This is a genomic window from Gammaproteobacteria bacterium (genome assembly GCA_016712635.1).
Taxonomy (GTDB): domain Bacteria; phylum Pseudomonadota; class Gammaproteobacteria; order SZUA-140; family SZUA-140; genus JADJWH01.
In genome coordinates, this window is the sequence record JADJQS010000010.1 from 20,014 (window position 1) to 37,090 (window position 17,077).

The 17,077-nt window shown below is 68.8% G+C and carries 18 protein-coding genes and 1 pseudogene; 5 read left to right on the forward strand and 14 right to left on the reverse strand.

Going from position 1 to position 17,077, the window contains the following annotated elements; genetic code table 11:
- Positions 1–6 precede the first annotated feature (6 nt).
- The 12 genes from lptA to IPK65_12220 all read right to left on the reverse strand — a co-directional run bounded on the left by lptA (position 7) and on the right by IPK65_12220 (position 11,264).
- Positions 7–552, reverse strand: coding sequence for a lipopolysaccharide transport periplasmic protein LptA (lptA, locus tag IPK65_12165; protein ID MBK8163851.1), 546 nt, complete (start codon positions 550–552; stop codon positions 7–9).
- On the reverse strand, positions 542–1,114 hold the full coding sequence (gene lptC, locus IPK65_12170; protein ID MBK8163852.1) for an LPS export ABC transporter periplasmic protein LptC: 573 nt from the start codon (positions 1,112–1,114) through the stop codon (positions 542–544). Before lptC ends, lptA begins: the two co-directional genes overlap by 11 nt.
- A 13-nt stretch (positions 1,115–1,127) precedes the next feature.
- Positions 1,128–1,670: a 3-deoxy-manno-octulosonate-8-phosphatase KdsC gene (gene kdsC, locus IPK65_12175; GenBank protein ID MBK8163853.1), complete on the reverse strand. Its 543-nt coding sequence runs from the start codon at positions 1,668–1,670 to the stop codon at positions 1,128–1,130.
- Between the two features lie 18 nt (positions 1,671–1,688).
- Positions 1,689–2,741 carry a KpsF/GutQ family sugar-phosphate isomerase gene (locus tag IPK65_12180; GenBank protein ID MBK8163854.1) on the reverse strand — a complete coding sequence of 351 codons (1,053 nt, stop codon included), beginning with the start codon at positions 2,739–2,741 and terminating at the stop codon, positions 1,689–1,691.
- 123 nt (positions 2,742–2,864) lie between these two features.
- The gene (gene ubiA / locus IPK65_12185; protein ID MBK8163855.1) at positions 2,865–3,719 is read right to left on the reverse strand and encodes a 4-hydroxybenzoate octaprenyltransferase; all 855 of its coding nucleotides are present in this window, start codon (positions 3,717–3,719) and stop codon (positions 2,865–2,867) included.
- Between the two features lie 14 nt (positions 3,720–3,733).
- Complete coding sequence (locus IPK65_12190) at positions 3,734–4,351, reverse strand: chorismate lyase (GenBank protein MBK8163856.1); 618 nt, start codon at positions 4,349–4,351, stop codon at positions 3,734–3,736.
- A gap of 43 nt (positions 4,352–4,394) precedes the next feature.
- Positions 4,395–6,521, reverse strand: a complete 2,127-nt coding sequence (gene recG / locus IPK65_12195; GenBank protein ID MBK8163857.1) for an ATP-dependent DNA helicase RecG — start codon at positions 6,519–6,521, stop codon at positions 4,395–4,397.
- A 41-nt stretch (positions 6,522–6,562) separates the two neighbouring features.
- Positions 6,563–6,946 carry a RidA family protein gene (locus IPK65_12200; protein MBK8163858.1) on the reverse strand — a complete coding sequence of 128 codons (384 nt, stop codon included), beginning with the start codon at positions 6,944–6,946 and terminating at the stop codon, positions 6,563–6,565.
- A gap of 51 nt (positions 6,947–6,997) precedes the next feature.
- Positions 6,998–9,184 (reverse strand): bifunctional GTP diphosphokinase/guanosine-3',5'-bis pyrophosphate 3'-pyrophosphohydrolase, encoded by a 2,187-nt coding sequence (gene spoT / locus IPK65_12205; GenBank protein ID MBK8163859.1) that lies wholly within the window; start codon positions 9,182–9,184, stop codon positions 6,998–7,000.
- A gap of 87 nt (positions 9,185–9,271) precedes the next feature.
- The gene (gene rpoZ, locus IPK65_12210) at positions 9,272–9,610 is read right to left on the reverse strand and encodes a DNA-directed RNA polymerase subunit omega (protein MBK8163860.1); all 339 of its coding nucleotides are present in this window, start codon (positions 9,608–9,610) and stop codon (positions 9,272–9,274) included.
- Positions 9,611–9,723: 113 nt separating this feature from the next.
- A complete protein-coding gene (gene gmk, locus IPK65_12215; GenBank protein MBK8163861.1) occupies positions 9,724–10,371 on the reverse strand; it encodes a guanylate kinase in 648 nt (215 codons plus the stop codon).
- A gap of 26 nt (positions 10,372–10,397) precedes the next feature.
- A complete protein-coding gene (locus tag IPK65_12220; GenBank protein MBK8163862.1) occupies positions 10,398–11,264 on the reverse strand; it encodes a YicC family protein in 867 nt (288 codons plus the stop codon).
- Between the two features lie 147 nt (positions 11,265–11,411).
- Here IPK65_12220 and rph point away from each other — a divergent pair, with 147 nt between their 5' ends.
- The 5 genes from rph (at position 11,412) to serB (ending at position 15,120) form a co-directional block, all read left to right on the forward strand.
- Positions 11,412–12,128 carry a ribonuclease PH gene (rph, locus tag IPK65_12225; protein ID MBK8163863.1) on the forward strand — a complete coding sequence of 239 codons (717 nt, stop codon included), beginning with the start codon at positions 11,412–11,414 and terminating at the stop codon, positions 12,126–12,128.
- A gap of 41 nt (positions 12,129–12,169) precedes the next feature.
- On the forward strand, positions 12,170–12,781 hold the full coding sequence (gene rdgB, locus IPK65_12230) for an RdgB/HAM1 family non-canonical purine NTP pyrophosphatase (protein MBK8163864.1): 612 nt from the start codon (positions 12,170–12,172) through the stop codon (positions 12,779–12,781).
- Positions 12,778–13,986 (forward strand): oxygen-independent coproporphyrinogen III oxidase-like protein, encoded by a 1,209-nt coding sequence (locus tag IPK65_12235; GenBank protein MBK8163865.1) that lies wholly within the window; start codon positions 12,778–12,780, stop codon positions 13,984–13,986. The genes rdgB and IPK65_12235 overlap by 4 nt, the downstream gene beginning before the upstream one ends.
- Positions 13,987–13,993: 7 nt before the next feature.
- Positions 13,994–14,191, forward strand: coding sequence for a CPXCG motif-containing cysteine-rich protein (locus IPK65_12240; protein MBK8163866.1), 198 nt, complete (start codon positions 13,994–13,996; stop codon positions 14,189–14,191).
- A 92-nt stretch (positions 14,192–14,283) separates the two neighbouring features.
- On the forward strand, positions 14,284–15,120 hold the full coding sequence (gene serB, locus IPK65_12245; GenBank protein ID MBK8163867.1) for a phosphoserine phosphatase SerB: 837 nt from the start codon (positions 14,284–14,286) through the stop codon (positions 15,118–15,120).
- A gap of 70 nt (positions 15,121–15,190) precedes the next feature.
- Here the strand turns inward: serB and trmB are convergent, their stop codons facing one another.
- Positions 15,191–15,922: a tRNA (guanosine(46)-N7)-methyltransferase TrmB gene (trmB, locus tag IPK65_12250; protein MBK8163868.1), complete on the reverse strand. Its 732-nt coding sequence runs from the start codon at positions 15,920–15,922 to the stop codon at positions 15,191–15,193.
- 85 nt (positions 15,923–16,007) lie between these two features.
- Positions 16,008–17,027, reverse strand: a pseudogene (gene thiS, locus IPK65_12255) (sulfur carrier protein ThiS).
- Between the last annotated feature and the right edge of the window lie 50 nt (positions 17,028–17,077).

Sequence of the window (17,077 nt, forward strand, 5' to 3'; positions counted from 1 at the left end):
GTCCCGTCAGCGCCCGTCGGCATCCGCCGCCGGCGTCTCCGCCCCTGCGGCGGGCGTCTGGCGCGGCTGGATGATCACCTGCACGCGACCCTCTTCCGCCTCGCCGCGGCGCGCGACGACGCGGTCCGCGGCGATGTCGTAGGTGATGAGGTCGCCGGCGAACTCGTCGCCCTGGCTCCACACCTGCGCCTGCTGTTTCAGCACGAGGCGTTCCGGTGCGGCGGTATATTCGATCTTCAGCGCCTCGCCGCGCATGTCCTCGGCCTGGCCGTCGAGCCGCTGGCGGAAACGGGCCGGCTGCCCTTCCGCCGTCAGGCGCTGGAAGTTCCGTTCCGCGTCGTAATGGATCGACACCGTGTCCGCCTCGAGGCGCATGGTGCCCTGGGTATAGCGTACGTTGCCGCGATAGACGCTGACATGCGCGACGTCATCGATCTCGACGCGGTCGGCCTCGATATGGATGGGCTGCTCGCGGTCGCTCGACAGGGCGTAACCCGGCGCCGGCCCCAGCAGCGCGCAGGCCAGCAGCAGGGTGGAGAGCCTACGGCGCATATTCGCTCCTCACCTCCGCGTGCAGCACGGCGCGCCGCCGCTCGAGGTCCGCCGTCATGCCGATCGCGCGCGTGACGCCGGAGTGCTCTTCCAGGCGCACCGCCGCGCGCGTCTCGGCCAGCTTGCCGTCGGGCCACACATCCAGGTCGTCGGTGTACATCCGCATGTCCTCCGCCGGGGTGGCGCCGCTGTAACGGACGCGAACGTCGCCCTGCAGATTGATCAGGCGCTCGCGTTCCGACGCCGTTCCGCGCAGCGCCGCGATATCCCAGGCGGCCCTGCCGTCCTGGTATACGGTCAGGTGCGGGCGCGTCAGCGTCGATGTCGCCCTGTCCGGATAGTGGTAGAGATCGTCGGCGACGAGCCGCCGCTCCACCGCCCCCGCCGCGTTCATCTCGGTGAGCTCGAACCCGGTGAGATAATAATCCGGCCGCTCCACCCGCAGCTCCGCCGGCGCGCGCTCCTGTGCATCCTGCAGCCGCGACCACCACCAGCTGCCGGCCGCCGCCGCGATCAGCAGCGCAACCGTCAACAGGCGTTTATCGACCGACAGGCGCATCATCCCGGCGGCGGTCTCAGTCGAGCGCCAGGTAGCGTTCGATGCGCGGAGCGAGGGTCCCCTGGGCGTCCATGATCAGTTCGCACACGTCGCGCGCCGCGCCGCGGCCGCCGCTGCAGGCCGTGACCCAGTGGGCGTGGCGCCGCACCAGATCGTGCGCGTCCTGCACCGCCACGGCGAGCCCGACCCGGCGCAGCAGCGGGAGGTCCACCACGTCGTCACCGACGTACGCCACCTGGGCGGGCACGAGGCCGAGGCGGCCGATCAGTTCGTGAAAGGCGGGGAGCTTGTCCTGCTGGCCCTGGTAGACATGGCGGATGCCCAGTCCGGACATGCGGTGCGTCACCGCCGGGGAATCGCGCCCGGAGATGATGCCGATCTCGACGCCGGACTGCTGCAGCATCTTCATGCCGTGTCCGTCGCGCGAATGGAATACCTTGTGCTCGCGCCCATCCGTATCGATGAACAGGCCGCCGTCGGTCAGCACGCCGTCGACGTCGAAGATGACGAGGCGGATGCTCCTGGCCTTCTCCGTCACTCCCTGCCTGAGTTCATGCAGCGCTGCCACTCCCCCTCCTCAGACCACGCCCGCGCGCAGCAGGTCGTGCATGTTGAGCGCGCCGAGCAGACGCCGTTCCCCGTCCACCACCAGCAGCGCGTTGATGCGGTGCTTCTCCATCATCTCGAGCGCCTCCGCCGCCAGCATGCCGGGGGCGGCCGTCTTGCAGTCGCGCGTCATCACCGCGGCGATCGGCGTGGCGTGCACGTCGAGCCGGCGGTCGAGCACGCGGCGCAGGTCGCCGTCGGTGAAGATCCCCGCCATGCGTCCGGCGCCGTCCGTCACCGCGGTCATGCCGAGGCCCTTGCGCGTCATCTCGACCAGCGCCTGGCTCAGCAGCACGTCCTCGCCCACGGCGGGTATGGCATCGCCCGTGTGCATGATGTCGCGGATCAGCAGCAGCAGGCGCCGGCCGAGGCGCCCGCCCGGATGCGAACGGGCGAAGTCCTCCGCCGTGAATCCGCGCACCTCGAGCAGCGACACCGCGAGCGCGTCGCCCATGACCAGTGTCGCCGTGGTGCTCGAGGTCGGTGCGAGGCCGAGCGGGCAGGCCTCCTGCGCCACGCTGACGTCGAGGTTGACGTCGGCCGCGCGCGCGAGCGTCGACTCGGGCCGGCCGGTGAACGCGATCAGCGGCACACCGAGGCGCTTGATCAGCGGCAGGATGGTGAGCAGCTCCTCGGTCTCGCCCGAATTGGATATGGCGAGCACCACGTCGCGCGCGGTGATCATGCCGAGGTCGCCGTGGCTCGCCTCGCCGGGATGGACGAAGAAGGCGGGGCTGCCGGTGCTGGCCAGCGTCGCGGCGATCTTGCCGCCGATATGTCCCGACTTGCCCATGCCGAGCACGACGATGCGACCCGTGCAGGCCAGCAGGTAGCGGCAGGCCGCGACAAAGGCGTCCCCGATGCGCGCCGACAGCGCCCGCACGGCCTCCGCCTCCGTCGCGATCACCGCCGCGCCCAGTTCCCGGATCTGGCGCACCTCGGTCTCGTTCAGCTCATACAGGCGTACCGGCGCCTCGCCGCGCGCACCGCCCGTGCCGCCGGTTACCCGGTCGTGATGGACCATCGTGTCACCCTGCCCGCCATTCGTCGCGCCATCACCCAGGCCGGCCGCGCAGGACCGGCAAATCGATCATATTTGACCCGATTGTACCAGCGATGGCAATCGCGCCCCCGGACCGCGCGATGCTCAGCCGGCATAATGCACTGCCAGACCGGCGAACACCGCGGCGCCGAACCAGTTGTTGTTGAGGAAGGCACGGAAACAGCGCGCCGGATCACGCGCACGGATCAGGTGCTGCTGATAGAGCGCTAGCCCGGCCGCCACGGCCAGGCCGGCGTGGTAGCCGGCGCCGAGCTGGAGGCGAAACCCGAGCAGCAGGAGCACCAGCAGCGTGCCCGCCTGCAGCAGCCCGATCGCGAGCCGGTCGGCGGCGCCGAACCGGATCGCCGTCGAGCGCACCCCGATGCGCAGGTCGTCCTCGCGGTCGACCATCGCGTACATGGTGTCGTAGGCGGTGGTCCACAGCAGGGTGGCGAGATACAGCAGCCAGGCGGCCTCCGGCACCGCGCCGGTCTGCGCGGCGAAGGCCATCGGGACCGCCCAGCCGAAGGCCAGGCCGAGGTAGATCTGCGGCAGGTCGGTGTAGCGCTTCATGAACGGATAGGTGGCGGCCAGCGCGGCGCCGGCGAGGGAGAGCAGCACCGTCAGGCGGTTCATGGTCAGCACCAGAGCGAATGCGGCGAGACAGAGCGCGCCGAACAGGAGCAGCGCCTCGCGCGGCGTCGCCTGCCCGCACGCCAGCGGCCGGTCGCGCGTGCGCGCGACGTGAGGATCGAAGCCGCGGTCGGCGAAGTCATTGATGACGCAGCCGGCCGAGCGCATCAGCAGCACGCCCAGCACGAAGACGACGCACACGACGGGATCCGGCCGGCCCGCGCCGGCGATCCACAGGGCCCACAGCGTGGGCCACAGCAGCAGGAAGATGCCGATCGGCCGGTCCAGCCGCATCAGGCGCGCGTACACCGACAGGCGTTCCATCAGCCTTCCCGGTGCGCTCACCCGCACGCCCCGGTAAATTCGCTGCGCGGCGCCGCCGCGGCGGGCCGGCGCGTCCCCGTCAGGGCCGGCAGAAAGATCTCGCCGACCAGCAGCGGGCGCCCGGCCAGGGTGAACACGGAGCGCCGCCCCCAGATCGCCGCCGCACCGGCGCCGCGGCCGCCGGTCAGCACGCGGTAGAGCGCGTGACCCGGCGGGATCTCGGCGACCTCGATGCCGCCGCGGCGCACGCGCCGGTCGGCGAACAGCAGCGCGCCCAGCGGACGGTTCCCCAGGTGGGCATAGCGGCGCAGGTCGCCGCGCAGGGTCCCGGCCGGGATTACCGTGCGCGCGAACACCAGCGGGATCTCCCCGCAGGCGAGATGCACCTCCCGCACCAGGCCGAACTCATGGTCGCGCATGCCGAGTGCGCGCCGTTCATTGCGCAGCGGCCGCTGCCAGCGCTGCGCGAGGAGGCGCACATTGAAGCCGTGCGGACAGAGTTCCCGCAGGCGCTGCGTCAGGGATGCGGCATCGACCAGCCAGGGGAGCTGATCCGCCGGCACGCGGCGGCGCAGACGGGCGTCGAGCAGGCGCCAGCGCGGCTCCCCGCCGTAGTTGAATCCGATGTCTGCCACTGCCTGTTTCCGTCCCTCGACTCGCCCGCCCCCGCGGCCGGCATCATACCGCGCCGTACTGCGGCCGGTCGCCCAGCCAGCGCCGGATGAGCGGATTCACCCGCTCCGGGTAGCGCTCCAGCAGCAATGCGGCGCACTGGCCCGCCGCCGGGATCAGTTCCTGGTCGCGCAGCACGTCGGCCGTGCGCATCTGCGCGACGCCCGCCTGGCGGATGCCGAGGATCTCGCCCGGTCCGCGCATCTCCAGGTCGCGGCGCGCGATCTCGAAGCCGTCGCCGGTGTCGCGCAGGGCCGCCAGCCGCAGGCGGCCGCGCTCCGACAAGGGGCTATGATACATCAACACACAGGCGCTTTTTTCGCTGCCGCGGCCGACCCGGCCGCGCAGCTGGTGCAGTTGCGCGAGGCCGAGCCGCTCGGCGTTCTCGACGATCATCAGGCCGGCGTTGGGCACGTCCACGCCGACCTCGATCACCGTGGTGGCGACCAGCAGCTGGAGCGCGCCGGCCTTGAACGCCGCCATCACCGCCTCCTTCTCCGCCGGCTTCATGCGCCCGTGCAGCAGGCCGACGGCGAGTTCCGGCAGCGCCTCCCGCAGCTGCTCCGAGGTCTCCTGCGCGGCCTGGCACTGCAGGGCCTCGGATTCCTCGATCAGAGTGCACACCCAGTAGGCCTGCAGGCCGCGCCGGCACACCTCGCGCACGCGCTCCAGCACCTCCGCGCGGCGCCCGTCCGGCACGATCACCGTCGTCACCGGCTGCCGGCCCGGCGGCAGCTCGTCGATGATCGAGCAGTCGAGGTCGGCATAGGCGGTCATCATCAGGGTGCGCGGGATCGGCGTCGCCGTCATGATCAGCTGATGGGGATAGCGCCCGCCGCTGCTCCCCTTCTCGCGCAGCGCCAGGCGCTGGTGCACGCCGAAGCGGTGCTGCTCGTCCACCACCACCAGGCCGAGCGCCGCGAACACCACGTCCTGCTGAAACAGGGCATGGGTGCCGACCGCGACGGCGGCCTGTCCGGAACGCACCGCCTCCAGCACACGCGCGCGCGCGCCGCCCCTTGCCTTGCCGGCCAGATGGACGACCTCGACGCCGATCGGCCGCAGCCAGGCGTCGAGGTTGCGCCAGTGCTGTTCGGCCAGCAGTTCGGTCGGCGCCATGACCGCCGCCTGGCAGCCGCCTTCGACCGCCTGCAGGACCGCCGCGACGGCGACCACCGTCTTGCCGGAGCCGACGTCGCCCTGCACCAGCCGCTGCATCGGGTGCGGCAGGCGCAGATCGGCCTCGATCTCGCCGATCACCCGCCGCTGGGCCGCCGTCGGAGCGAACGGCAGGCCGGCGATGAAGCGCGCGACCAGCGTGCCCGGCACGGCGAGCGGCGGCGCCCGGTGGCGCTGCATGCCTGCGCGCAGCACGCGCAGGCTGAGCTGGTGCGCCAGCAATTCCTCGAAGGCCAGCCGCTTGTGCAGCGGATGCGAACCGTCGCTGAGCGCCTCCGGATCGGCATCCGGAGGCGGCTGATGCAGATAGAACAGGGCCGTGCGCAGCGGGCCCAGGCCGTGGCGCGCGATCACCTCATCGGGCAGCAATTCCTGCAGCGGATCGGCGTCACCCTCCACGGCCGAACAGGCCAGGGCCTGGGCGATGAGCGCGCGCAGGGAAACCTGCCGCAGACCCGCCGTGACCGGATAGACCGGCGTCAGGCTGGGCTGCGCCGCCGGCTGGTCCGGCGCGTCCGCGCGCCGGTATTCCGGATGCGCCATCTCCAGATTGCCGGGTGTGCCCCGCACCTCGCCGTAGCAGCGCAGGCGCGTCCCGCGCGCGAGCCCCTCCTGCTGGCGGGCGCTGAAATGGAAGAAGCGCAGCGTGATGGTGCCGGTGCCGTCACCGAGCCGCGACAGCAGCATGCGGCGGCGCCCGTAGCGGATCTCGGTGAGCAGCACCTCGCCCTCGATCACCGCATCGTCGCCCGCCTGCAGCGCGCCGATCGGGGATACCCGGGTCCGGTCCTGGTAGCGGATCGGGAGGTGGAACAGGAGGTCCTGCACGGTGCGGATTTCAAGCCGCGCGAGCAGCTCCTGCATGTGCCCGCCCACCCTCTTCAGGCGGCCGACGGGTGAGGACAGGGTAATCCCGTCCGTCTTCTCGTCTGTATGGGAAACCACGGCGCGCATCCGTCACCGGCGGCGGGGCGGACAAGGCGTGCGCATGGACCCTACAGGTGCATCACGCCATCGATCTCGATCGCAGCCCCGCGCGGAAGGGCCACCACCTGCACGGCGGCGCGCGCAGGGTAGGGCCGCTCGAAATAGCGCCCCATCACCGCGTTGACCTGGGGGAAGTTGGCGAGGTCGGCGAGATATACGTTCAGCTTGACGACGTCGGCGAGGCTGCCGCCGGCGGCGCGCGCCACTGCGGCAAGGTTCTCGAACACCCGCTCCGCCTGCGCCTCGAAGCCGCCGGACACCATTTCCATGGTCGCCGGGTCGAGCGGGATCTGCCCCGACAGATAGACCGCGCCGCCGACCCTGACCGCCTGTGAATAGGTGCCGATAGCGTCCGGCGCGTCGCCGGTGTGGATCGCCTCTCGTGCCGCCATTACTCCTCCTCGTGTTTTCCCGTGTGTTCCCGGCCGGCCATGCGCCGGGCTTCAGGCCTTCTTGCGATTGATCTTGACCACGTTGTCCAGCGTGCGGATGCGCCGCATCACCCGCGCGAGGTGCACGCGGTTCTGCACGCCGATGTTGATGGCGATGCTGCTGTGCTTGCCGTCGTGCTCGTCGATCGAGACGTTGTTGATATTGACGTCCATGCCCGCGATCGCCGCCGCGACGGTGGCAAGCACGCCGCGCCGGTTGAGCGCCTCGACGCGGATCTCGACCGGGAACTCGCCCTGGATGTCGGGCTCCCACTGCACGTCGATCCACTTCTCGGGCTGGTTGCGGAATTCCTTGATGTTCTTGCACGACTCGGTGTGGATCACCACGCCGCGCCCGGCGGAGGCGAAGCCCTGGATCGCGTCGCCGGGTATCGGGTAGCAGCACTTGGCGAAGGTCACCACCATGCCTTCGGTGCCCTTGATCGAGAGCGGGCGCGTCGGCGTGCGCGTCCCGCCGAGCCAGGCCGGCATGTAGCGCGTGATCACATTCTTGATGCCGCCGGGCCGCGCGCGGCTGCGCGCCTTCTCCGCGGTCAGCACCTCCATCAGGCGCTTGACCACCAGCGGCGCGAGGCGGTTGCCCAGCCCGATCTCCTCGAACAGGTGTTCGAGGCCGGGCAGCTTGAACTCCGCCAGCAGGATCCTGACCTTGTCGGGATCGAGATCGCTGACCGAACAGGAATACCCCTTCAGCAGGGCCTGATCCAGCAGCCGTCGCCCGACCTCGATGGACTCCTCGCGCTTGAGGTTCTTGAGGTAGTTGCGGATGGTGGCGCGCGCCTTGCCCGTCACCACGAAATTGAGCCAGGCCGGGTTGGGGCGCGCACCGCCCGGCGAGGTGATGATCTCGACGGTCTGCCCGCTCGACAGCGTGGAGGACAGGGGCGCCAGGCGGCGGTCGATCTTGGCGGCCACGCAGGTGTTGCCGATGTCGGTGTGCACCGCGTAGGCGAAGTCGACCGGAGTCGCCCCGCGCGGCAGCGCCATGATCTTGCCGCGCGGCGTGAACACATAGACCTCGTCCGGGAACAGGTCGATCTTGACGTTCTCGAGGAACTCGAGCGAATTGCCGGCGTTCTTCTGGATCTCGAGCAGGCCGCTCATCCATTCGCGCGCGCGCTTCTGCGCGCCGCTGCTGGCCGGTCCGCCCTCGCCCAGCTTGTACAGCCAGTGCGCGGCGACGCCGGCCTCGGACACCATCTCCATGTCCTCGGAGCGGATCTGGACCTCGAGATGCACCCCGTACGGCCCGAACAGCACGGTGTGCAGGGACTGGTAGCCGTTCGCCTTCGGGATCGCGATGTAGTCCTTGAAGCGGCCCGGCACCGGCTTGTACAGGTTGTGCACCATGCCGAGCGCGCGGTAGCAGCTGTCGACGCTGTCGACAACGACGCGGAAGGCGTAGACGTCGAACACCTCGGAGAAGGTCAGGCGCTTGGCGCGCATCTTCTGGTAGATGCTGTAGAGGTGCTTCTCGCGGCCGACCACCCGCCCGGGCAGTCCTTCCTGCGCCAGCCGTTCCTCGATCGCCGCGCTGATCTTGCCGACGATCTCGCGGCGGTTGCCGCGCGCCTTGCGCACCGATTCCGCCAGCACGCGGTAGCGCAGCGGATAGTACTCGGCAAAGCCGAGCTCCTGCAGCTCGGTGCGGATGGTGTTCATGCCGAGGCGGTTGGCGATGGGCGCGTAGATCTCCAGCGTTTCATGCGCGATGCGGCGGCGCGTCTCCGGCGGACATGCGGTCAGCGTGCGCATGTTGTGCAGGCGGTCCGCCAGCTTGATGATGATGACGCGGATGTCCTGCACCATCGCCAGCAGCATCTTGCGGAAATTCTCCGCCTGCGCCTCGCGGCGGTTCTCGAACTCGATCTGGGTGAGCTTGCTGACGCCGTCGACCAGCTCGGCCACCTCGGCGCCGAACTGCTCGGCGATCTGCTCCTTGGCGGTCGGGGTATCCTCGATGACGTCGTGCAGGATCGCCGCGACGATGCACTCGGTGTTGAGGCGCATGTCGGCGAGGATGCGCGCCACCGCCAGCGGATGGCTGATATACGGCTCGCCCGAGAGGCGCTGCTGACCGAGATGGGCGCGGGCGCTGAACCGGTGCGCCCGCCGCACCTCATCGATCTGGTCCGGGGTGAGATAGGCCGCCAGGCTGGCGCACAGGTCGTCGAGCAAAAACTCGGGGTCTACATGCTGCGGTAGGCTGGAATCGATGCGCGTTGCCTGTTCGGACCGCTTCAAGGGTTATCCCCTCATGCAGTGTCAGTCTTCCGTTTCCTGATCGCCGCGGGACGGTGTCTCCTGGCGAAACTCCTGCTGCAGTTCCTGCTGCAGTTCCTGCTCGAGGCGCTGGCGGAAATCGTCCTTCTCCACCACGCCCTCGGCGATCTCCTCGCGCACGTTGACTTCCTTCAGGATCGAGGCGTCGACGCTGCCCTCGGCGATCTCGCGCAGCGCGAGCACGGTCGGCTTGTCGTTATCCCAGGGCAGGGTCGGCTCCTTGCCCTTGCTGAGCTGGCGCGCGCGCTTGCTCGCGACCAGCACCAGGTCAAAACGGTTGGGGATGTGGGTAAGGCAGTCTTCTACGGTGATACGGGCCATGCGGTGCCATTCTCCATTCGTCAAGTCATTGTCCGCACGCGCTATTCAAGCGGTGCATGCGACCATTATACCGGTTTTCCGCCGCCACACACGTCGCCGCGGCGCGGCAGGGGTCATCTCATCAGTTCACGCAGCAGCGCCTGATGGCGTTCGGTCTGCAGGGGGAGGCGCAGGCGTTCGGTGCGCAGGATCGCGCGCAGATCAGCCAGCGCCGCGTCGAAGTGGTCGTTGATCACGATGAAATCGTATTCGGAATAATGGGATATTTCCTCGACCGCGGCCTGCAGGCGGCGCTCGATGACGGCCGGATCGTCCTTCCCGCGGCCGTTCAGCCGCGCTCGCAGCACCTCGCGCGACGGCGGCAGGATGAAGACCCCGACGGCCGCCGGGAAGGCCTGGCGCACCTGCTGCGCGCCCTGCCAGTCGATCTCCAGGATGACGTCGGAGCCCTGCGCGAGCCGCTCCCCCACCTCCGACCGGGCGGTGCCGTAGTAATTGCCGAACACCTCGGCGTGCTCGAGAAATTCGCCCGCCTCCACCATGGCGAGAAAGCGCCCCCGGTCCACGAAGTGGTAATCGACGCCGTCCCGTTCACCGGCGCGCGGCGGGCGCGTGGTGAAGGAGACCGACATCGCGACCCCGGCATTGTCCGCCAGCACGGCCCGCACCAGGCTGGTCTTGCCTGCGCCCGACGGCGCAGAGATTATGAACAGCGTGCCGGTAACGAACCCCTCGCGCGGGGCGGTGTGCGTATTGTCCATGGCTCTATCCCGTGCGTCGGCTTGTTTCACTCGATGTTCTGGATCTGTTCGCGCATCTGCTCGATCACCACCTTCATCTCCACCGAGGCGCGCGTGGTCACGGCGTCGACCGATTTGGAGCCCAGCGTATTGGCCTCGCGGTTGAGTTCCTGCATGAGGAAATCCAGGCGCCGGCCAACCGGCTCGTCCTGTTTCAGCACCCGCTCCACCTCCTCCAGGTGCACGAGGAGCCGGTCGATCTCCTCCTGCACGTCCATCTTCTGCGCGAGATAGACCAGCTCCTGCTCCAGCCGGGCGCTGTCGAACTTCATCTCCAGCTCATCCAGCCGCCCCTTGAGCTTTTTGCGCTGGGCGTCGAGGATCGCCGGCAATTGTCCGCGCACCAGTTCGGCCTGCTGCCGGATCTCCTCGCAGCGCTGGGCGATCAGCCCCTTGATCATGGCGCCTTCGCGCAGGCGCGTCTCGACCATCTCCTGCAGCGTGGCATCGAGCAGGCTCACCGCCTCGGCCTGCAGCTGGCCGATATCCTGCTCGACCACCTGCAGGACGTTCGGCCACTTGAGCAGATCGATGGAGCGCGTGCGCGCGGGATTCTCCATCATGCCCTCGATGCGGCTGGTGACTTCCAGCAGGCGCCGCACCAGATCCTCATTCAGCGCGAATTCGGTGTGCGTCGCCGCCACCGGCTGGTAGCGCAGGGTGCCCTCGACCTTGCCGCGGCGGATCCGGGCGCCGACCGCCTCGCGCGTGCGGGTCTCCAGCGCACGGAACTCCTCCGGGAAACGGAGACTGAGCTCCAGGTAACGGTGGTTGAGCGAACGCAGCTCCCAGCACAGCACTCCCCACGGGGTCTTGCGCTCCTGGCGGGCAAAGGCCGTCATGCTCCGGATCATATGTGCATCATTCCCTGCAAGATGTTGTACGCCGCCAGGTTGCGGCCCGCGCCGGCGCGGGCCAGTACCGTTCTGCTCGGGTCGCGCCCGCATGCTTCCGGGTATAATATGTTTTTTCCCGCCCACACCCAAGAGAAAGGATCCACCATGCGCCCGAGCGGCCGAGCACCCGATCAACTGCGACCCATCAAGCTGACCCGCGGCTACACCAAACACGCCGAGGGCTCCGTCCTGGTCGAATTCGGCGACACGCGCGTGCTGTGCACCGCCAGCGTCGACCCCAAGGTCCCGCCCTTCCTCAAGGGGACCGGGCAGGGCTGGATCACGGCCGAATACGGCATGCTGCCGCGCTCCACCGGCCAGCGCATGCAGCGCGAGGCCGCGCGCGGACGCCAGGGCGGCCGCACGCTGGAGATCCAGCGCCTGATCGGGCGCTCGCTGCGCGCCGCGGTCGACCTCAAGGCGCTCGGCGAACGCACCATCACCCTCGACTGCGACGTCATCCAGGCCGACGGCGGCACCCGCACCGCCTCCATCACAGGCGGTTACGTCGCCATGGCGGAGGCCGTCGACCGCCTGAAGAAGCAGGGTCTGATCAGGAACAATCCGCTGCACGGCTTCATCGCCTCGGTGTCGGTCGGCATCTACCGCGGCATTCCCGTGCTCGACCTCGACTACGCCGAGGATTCCGAGGCCGAGACCGACATGAACGTGGTGATGAACGAGGCGGAGGCCTTCGTCGAGATCCAGGGCACCGCCGAGGGGCACGCCTTCCGCATGGAGGAGATGCTGGCCATGATCGACCTGGCGCGGCGCGGCATCGGCCGCCTGATCGACAAGCAGCAGGAGGCGCTCGCGCACTGAACCCCGTCTGCGGGGAACGCGCGCCGAAGCGGGACGAGCCGATGTCGCGTGTCGTACTGGCCAGCAGCAATCGCGGCAAGCTCGGCGAATTCTCCGCCCTGCTCGCCGATACCGGCCTGAGCGTAGTCTCCCAGGGCGAGCTCGGAGTGCCCGATGCCGAGGAGACGGGCTTAAGCTTCGTCGAGAACGCGATCCTCAAGGCGCGCAACGCGGCACAGCATACCGGGCACGCTGCGCTCGCGGACGACTCCGGTCTCGAGGTCGACGCCCTGAACGGCGCCCCCGGCATCTATTCCTCCCGCTACGCCGGACAAGGCGCGAGCGACGGCGACAACGTGGCGAAGCTGCTGCGCGCGCTCGCCGGGGTCCCCGCGGAACGCCGCAGCGCGCGCTTCCGCTGCCTGATCGTCTATCTGCGCCATGCGCTGGACCCGACCCCGCTGATCTGCCAGGGCACCTGGGAGGGCCGCATCCTGTTCGAGCCGCGCGGCAGCAACGGCTTCGGCTACGATCCGGTGTTCCATGTTCCGACCCACGACTGCGCCTCGGCCGAGCTGCCGCCGGAGATCAAGAACCGCCTGAGCCACCGCGGCCAGGCCATGGCCCTGCTGCTCGCTGCGCTGCGCGCGCACGGTACGCCGCCCGGGCGATGAGCGTCACCCGCATCCCTCTGACGCGGATCGAGGCGCCGTCATCGTTCCGGTTCGACGCCGCGCCGCCGCTGACGCTTTACGTACACATCCCGTGGTGCGCGCGCAAATGTCCCTATTGCGACTTCAACTCACATGAGAGCGCGGCCGCACTGCCGGAACAGGCCTATCTCGCGGCGCTGATGGCAGATCTCGAGCAGGAGCTGCCGGAGATCTGGGGCCGTCGCGTGGAGAGTGTCTTCATCGGCGGCGGCACACCCAGCCTGTTCGCGCCTGCATCCATTGACCGCCTGTTGTCCGACGTCCGCGCGCGGCTGTCGCTGCTGTCCGGCGCCGAGATCACGCTGGAGGCCAATCCCGGCACCGTCGATGCCGGCCGCCTGCGCGAATTCCGCGCCGCCGGCGTGAATCGCCTGTCGCTCGGCGCGCAGAGTTTCGATGACACGCTGCTGGCGCGCATCGGACGCATCCACGGCCGGGCGGAGATCCTGGGCGCCGCCGAGGGCATCGCCGCGGCAGGCTTCGACAACTGGAACCTCGACCTGATGTACGGCCTGCCGGGGCAGTCCCCCGCGCAGGCGCTGGCCGACGTGCGGCAGGCGATGGCGCTGCAGCCGACGCACCTCTCGCACTACCAGCTCACACTCGAACCGAACACGGCGTTTCATCACTCGCCGCCGACTCTGCCCGACGACGACACCGCCTGGGAGATGCAGCGGCAATGTCAGACCGAGCTCGCCGCGCAGGGCTACGCGCAGTACGAGACCTCCGCCTACGCGCAGGACGGCCGGCGCTGCCGGCACAATCTGAACTACTGGCATTTCGGCGATTACATCGGCATCGGCGCCGGCGCCCACGGCAAGCTCACCCATGCGCCGACGCAGACGATCCGGCGCAGCGCCAAGGTGAAACACCCGCGCGCCTATCTCGACGCCGCGGCGGACGCGGCGCGCGTGGATACCCGGCAGGAGCTCGTCCCCGCCCAGACCGGGCTCGAGTTCATGATGAACGCCCTGCGCCTCAACGAAGGCTTTCCTGTCGCACTGTTCCAGGCGCATGCCGGCCTGCCGCTCGCGATCGTCGAGAGTCCGCTCGCGCGCGCGGAACAGCTCGGCCTGATCGGGCGCGACCTGCATACGATCCGCCCGAGCGAGCGCGGCCGCCGCTACCTGAACGAGCTGCTGACGCTGTTCGTGCCGGACGAGTGACGAACGGGTGAGCGAATACCTGGAACCGCGCGATGTCGCCTGCCCCTATTGCGGCGAGACCTTCACCATCGTCATCGATCGCTCCGCCGGGAGCCAGCGCTACATCGAGGACTGCGCGGTATGCTGCCGCCCGGTGCTGTTCGATGTCGAGATCGATGCCGACGGCGACATCGCGGGTGTGGCCGCGCGCCGCGACGACGAATAGCCGCGCCGCCGGGGAGCGGTTATGATGCGCACTTTGGCGGCCGCCGCACAGCGACAGCCTTCTGCCCGAGACCCAAACCAAGCATTGCCAACATGACGACAATTATCCTGCAGGGCCAGGCCCTGACCCCGGACCTCGCCGGGACAATCGCAGAAACACTCCACGGCGATCCGGAGCAGCGTACCGGCCATTGGCGCATCAGCACCGCCGCAACGCCCGCACCCGACACCCTCGCCGGTTTGCGCCAACGGTTCAAGATCGACATCAACGCGCTGCCGCCGGACTTCGCGCCCGGCGCGGTGCGCCTGCTGATCAGCGACATGGATTCCACACTCATTAATATAGAGTGCGTGGACGAGATCGCCGACTTCATCGGCGTCAAACCGCAGGTCGCCGCCATCACCGCCGCCGCCATGCGCGGCGAGCTCGATTTCGAGACTTCGCTGCGCCGCCGCATCGGACTGCTCAAGGGTCTCGACGCATCGGCGCTGGAGCACGTCTATAACGAACGCCTGCGCCTGAATCCCGGCGCCGAGGCGCTGGTCGCGGGCCTGCACGCGCGCGGCGCGAAGTTCGCGCTGGTGTCCGGCGGCTTCACCTTCTTCACCGAGCGCCTGCGCGCGCGGCTGGATCTGGACTATACGCTGGCCAACAATCTGGAAATATCAGAAGGGCGCATCACCGGCGAGGTACACGGCGCCATCGTCGGCGCCGAGGCCAAGGCGGAGTTCCTGCTGCACCTGTGCGGCGAACTCCGGATCAAACCGGCGCAGGCCATCGCCGTCGGCGACGGCGCCAACGACCTCAGGATGCTGCGCCTGGCCGGCCTCGGCGTCGCCTACCGAGCCAAGCCGGCTGTGCAGGCTGAGGCGGACGTGGTGCTGAATCACAGCGGGCTGGACGGGATACTGGCGTTTCTGGACAGGTGAGGCGTGAGGAGTTAGGAGTGAGGCGAAAAACTTAGCACTATTCGATACTCTCGCTCTACCCCCTAAGGCCTCACACCTCACGCCTCACGAACAAAAGATCCCACACCCCGTGCCCCAGCCGCTCGCCGCGGCGTTCGAACTTGGTCAGCACGCGCTCATCCGGCCGCGGCGCGTAATTGCCCGCGCCGGCGCCGTTCGTGAACGACGGCGACTGCTCCAGTACCGCCAGCATGTGCTGCGCGTAATCCTCCCAGTCGGTGGCGAGGTGGAAGATTCCGCCGGGTGTGAGCCGGCGCGCGACCAGTTCGACGAACTCCGGCTGTACGATGCGGCGCTTGTGGTGACGCGTCTTGTGCCAGGGATCGGGGAAGAACAGGAACACGGCGTCGAGAGCAGCGTCGCTGATCATGTGTGTCAGCACCTGCACCGCGTCGGCGCAGAGGATACGGACGTTGCGGATGTCCTCATCGGCGAGCGCGCGCAGCAGGCGGCCGACGCCGGGGCGGTGGACCTCGACGCCGAGGTGATTGCGTTCCGGATGGCGGCGCGCCATGTCGAGGACCGAATCGCCCATGCCGAAGCCGATCTCCAGCGTGCGCGGCGCGGCGCGGCCGAACACGGCATCGAGATCGCAGGGCGCCTCCTGGAAATCGAGCAGATAGCGCGGACCGAAGTCCTCGATCGCGCGCCGCTGCGCCTCGGTCATGCGGCCTTCGCGGCGGACGTAGCTGCGGATGGGGCGGTGGGGGCGGTCTGCTGAATCGATGTCCAGATTTGATTTCTTAAACAGTGATGGCGGCATAAAAAATGGGGACAGATTTTATTTTTCTGATATGGAAGAGTTCTGTGCCATGACACCGGAGAAAAATTAAATCTGTCCCCATTTTTTAAAAAAACGTCCCGTCGATCGGCGAGGAGGCGCTGGCGAAGCGCTTGCGCGGGATGCGCCCGGCGCGGAAGGCCTCGCGGCCGGCCTCGATGGCCTTCTTCATCGCCGAGGCCATCAGCACCGGGTCGCGCGCGCCGGCGATGGCGGTGTTCATCAGCACGCCATCGCAGCCGAGCTCCATCGCGATCGCCGCATCGGACGCGGTGCCGACGCCGGCGTCGACCAGGATCGGCACCTTGGCGTTCTCGACGATGGTGAGGATGTTGTACGGGTTGCGGATGCCGAGCCCGGAGCCGATCGGCGCGGCGAGCGGCATCACGGCGACGCAGCCCATCTCCTCCAGTCGCTTCGCCGCGATCGGGTCGTCGTTGGTGTAGACCATGACCTTGAAGCCGTCCCTGACCAGCGTCTCCGCCGCCTTGTAGGTCTCGACCAGATCCGGATACAGCGTCTTCTGGTCGGCCAGCACCTCGAGCTTCACCAGATCATGGCCGTCGAGCAGTTCGCGCGCGAGGCGGCAGGTGCGCACGGCGTCGTCGGCCGTGTAGCACATCGCGGTGTTGGGGAGGATCGTGTATCTGTCCGGCGGCAGCACGTCGAGCAGGTTCGGCTCGCCGGGCGACTGGCCGATGTTGGTGCGGCGGATCGCGACGGTGACGATCTCGGCGCCGCTGGCCTCGGTCGCGCGGCGGGTTTCCTCTAGGTCGCGGTACTTGCCGCTGCCGACCAGCAGGCGCGAACGGTAGGGCACGCCGGCGATGACCAGCGCCGCATCCGCGTTCATGCCGACCACCGGCAACGCCTGTTCACCCATGATTCAGCCTCCCCCGATGGCATGCACGATCTCCACCCGGTCGCCCGGCTGCAGGCGCCGGCTGGCGTGGCTGCTGCGCGGCACGATGTCCTGGTTGACCTCGACCGCGATGCGCCGTCCGGCGACGCCGAGGTCCTGCACCAGCTCCGCAATGGTCGGCGCGCCGACGAATTCGCGCGGCTTGCCGTTGACATAGATTTCCATGGGAAACGCCCGTGTTCGATCACTGCCGATAGGTCTTTTAAGATACCACA

What these genes read in the sequence shown, in the direction of transcription:
- lptA (MBK8163851.1), bottom strand. Translation starts at nt 552, where the DNA reads ATGCGCCGTAGGCTCTCCACCCTGCTGCTGGCCTGCGCGCTGCTGGGG.
- lptC (MBK8163852.1), bottom strand. Translation starts at nt 1,114, where the DNA reads ATGATGCGCCTGTCGGTCGATAAACGCCTGTTGACGGTTGCGCTGCTG.
- IPK65_12180 (MBK8163854.1), bottom strand. Translation starts at nt 2,741, where the DNA reads ATGGTCCATCACGACCGGGTAACCGGCGGCACGGGCGGTGCGCGCGGC.
- recG (MBK8163857.1), bottom strand. Translation starts at nt 6,521, where the DNA reads ATGCGCGCCGTGGTTTCCCATACAGACGAGAAGACGGACGGGATTACC.
- IPK65_12200 (MBK8163858.1), bottom strand. Translation starts at nt 6,946, where the DNA reads ATGGCGGCACGAGAGGCGATCCACACCGGCGACGCGCCGGACGCTATC.
- rpoZ (MBK8163860.1), bottom strand. Translation starts at nt 9,610, where the DNA reads ATGGCCCGTATCACCGTAGAAGACTGCCTTACCCACATCCCCAACCGT.
- gmk (MBK8163861.1), bottom strand. Translation starts at nt 10,371, where the DNA reads ATGGACAATACGCACACCGCCCCGCGCGAGGGGTTCGTTACCGGCACG.
- IPK65_12220 (MBK8163862.1), bottom strand. Translation starts at nt 11,264, where the DNA reads ATGATCCGGAGCATGACGGCCTTTGCCCGCCAGGAGCGCAAGACCCCG.
- rph (MBK8163863.1), top strand. Translation starts at nt 11,412, where the DNA reads ATGCGCCCGAGCGGCCGAGCACCCGATCAACTGCGACCCATCAAGCTG.
- rdgB (MBK8163864.1), top strand. Translation starts at nt 12,170, where the DNA reads ATGTCGCGTGTCGTACTGGCCAGCAGCAATCGCGGCAAGCTCGGCGAA.
- IPK65_12235 (MBK8163865.1), top strand. Translation starts at nt 12,778, where the DNA reads ATGAGCGTCACCCGCATCCCTCTGACGCGGATCGAGGCGCCGTCATCG.
- serB (MBK8163867.1), top strand. Translation starts at nt 14,284, where the DNA reads ATGACGACAATTATCCTGCAGGGCCAGGCCCTGACCCCGGACCTCGCC.
- trmB (MBK8163868.1), bottom strand. Translation starts at nt 15,922, where the DNA reads ATGCCGCCATCACTGTTTAAGAAATCAAATCTGGACATCGATTCAGCA.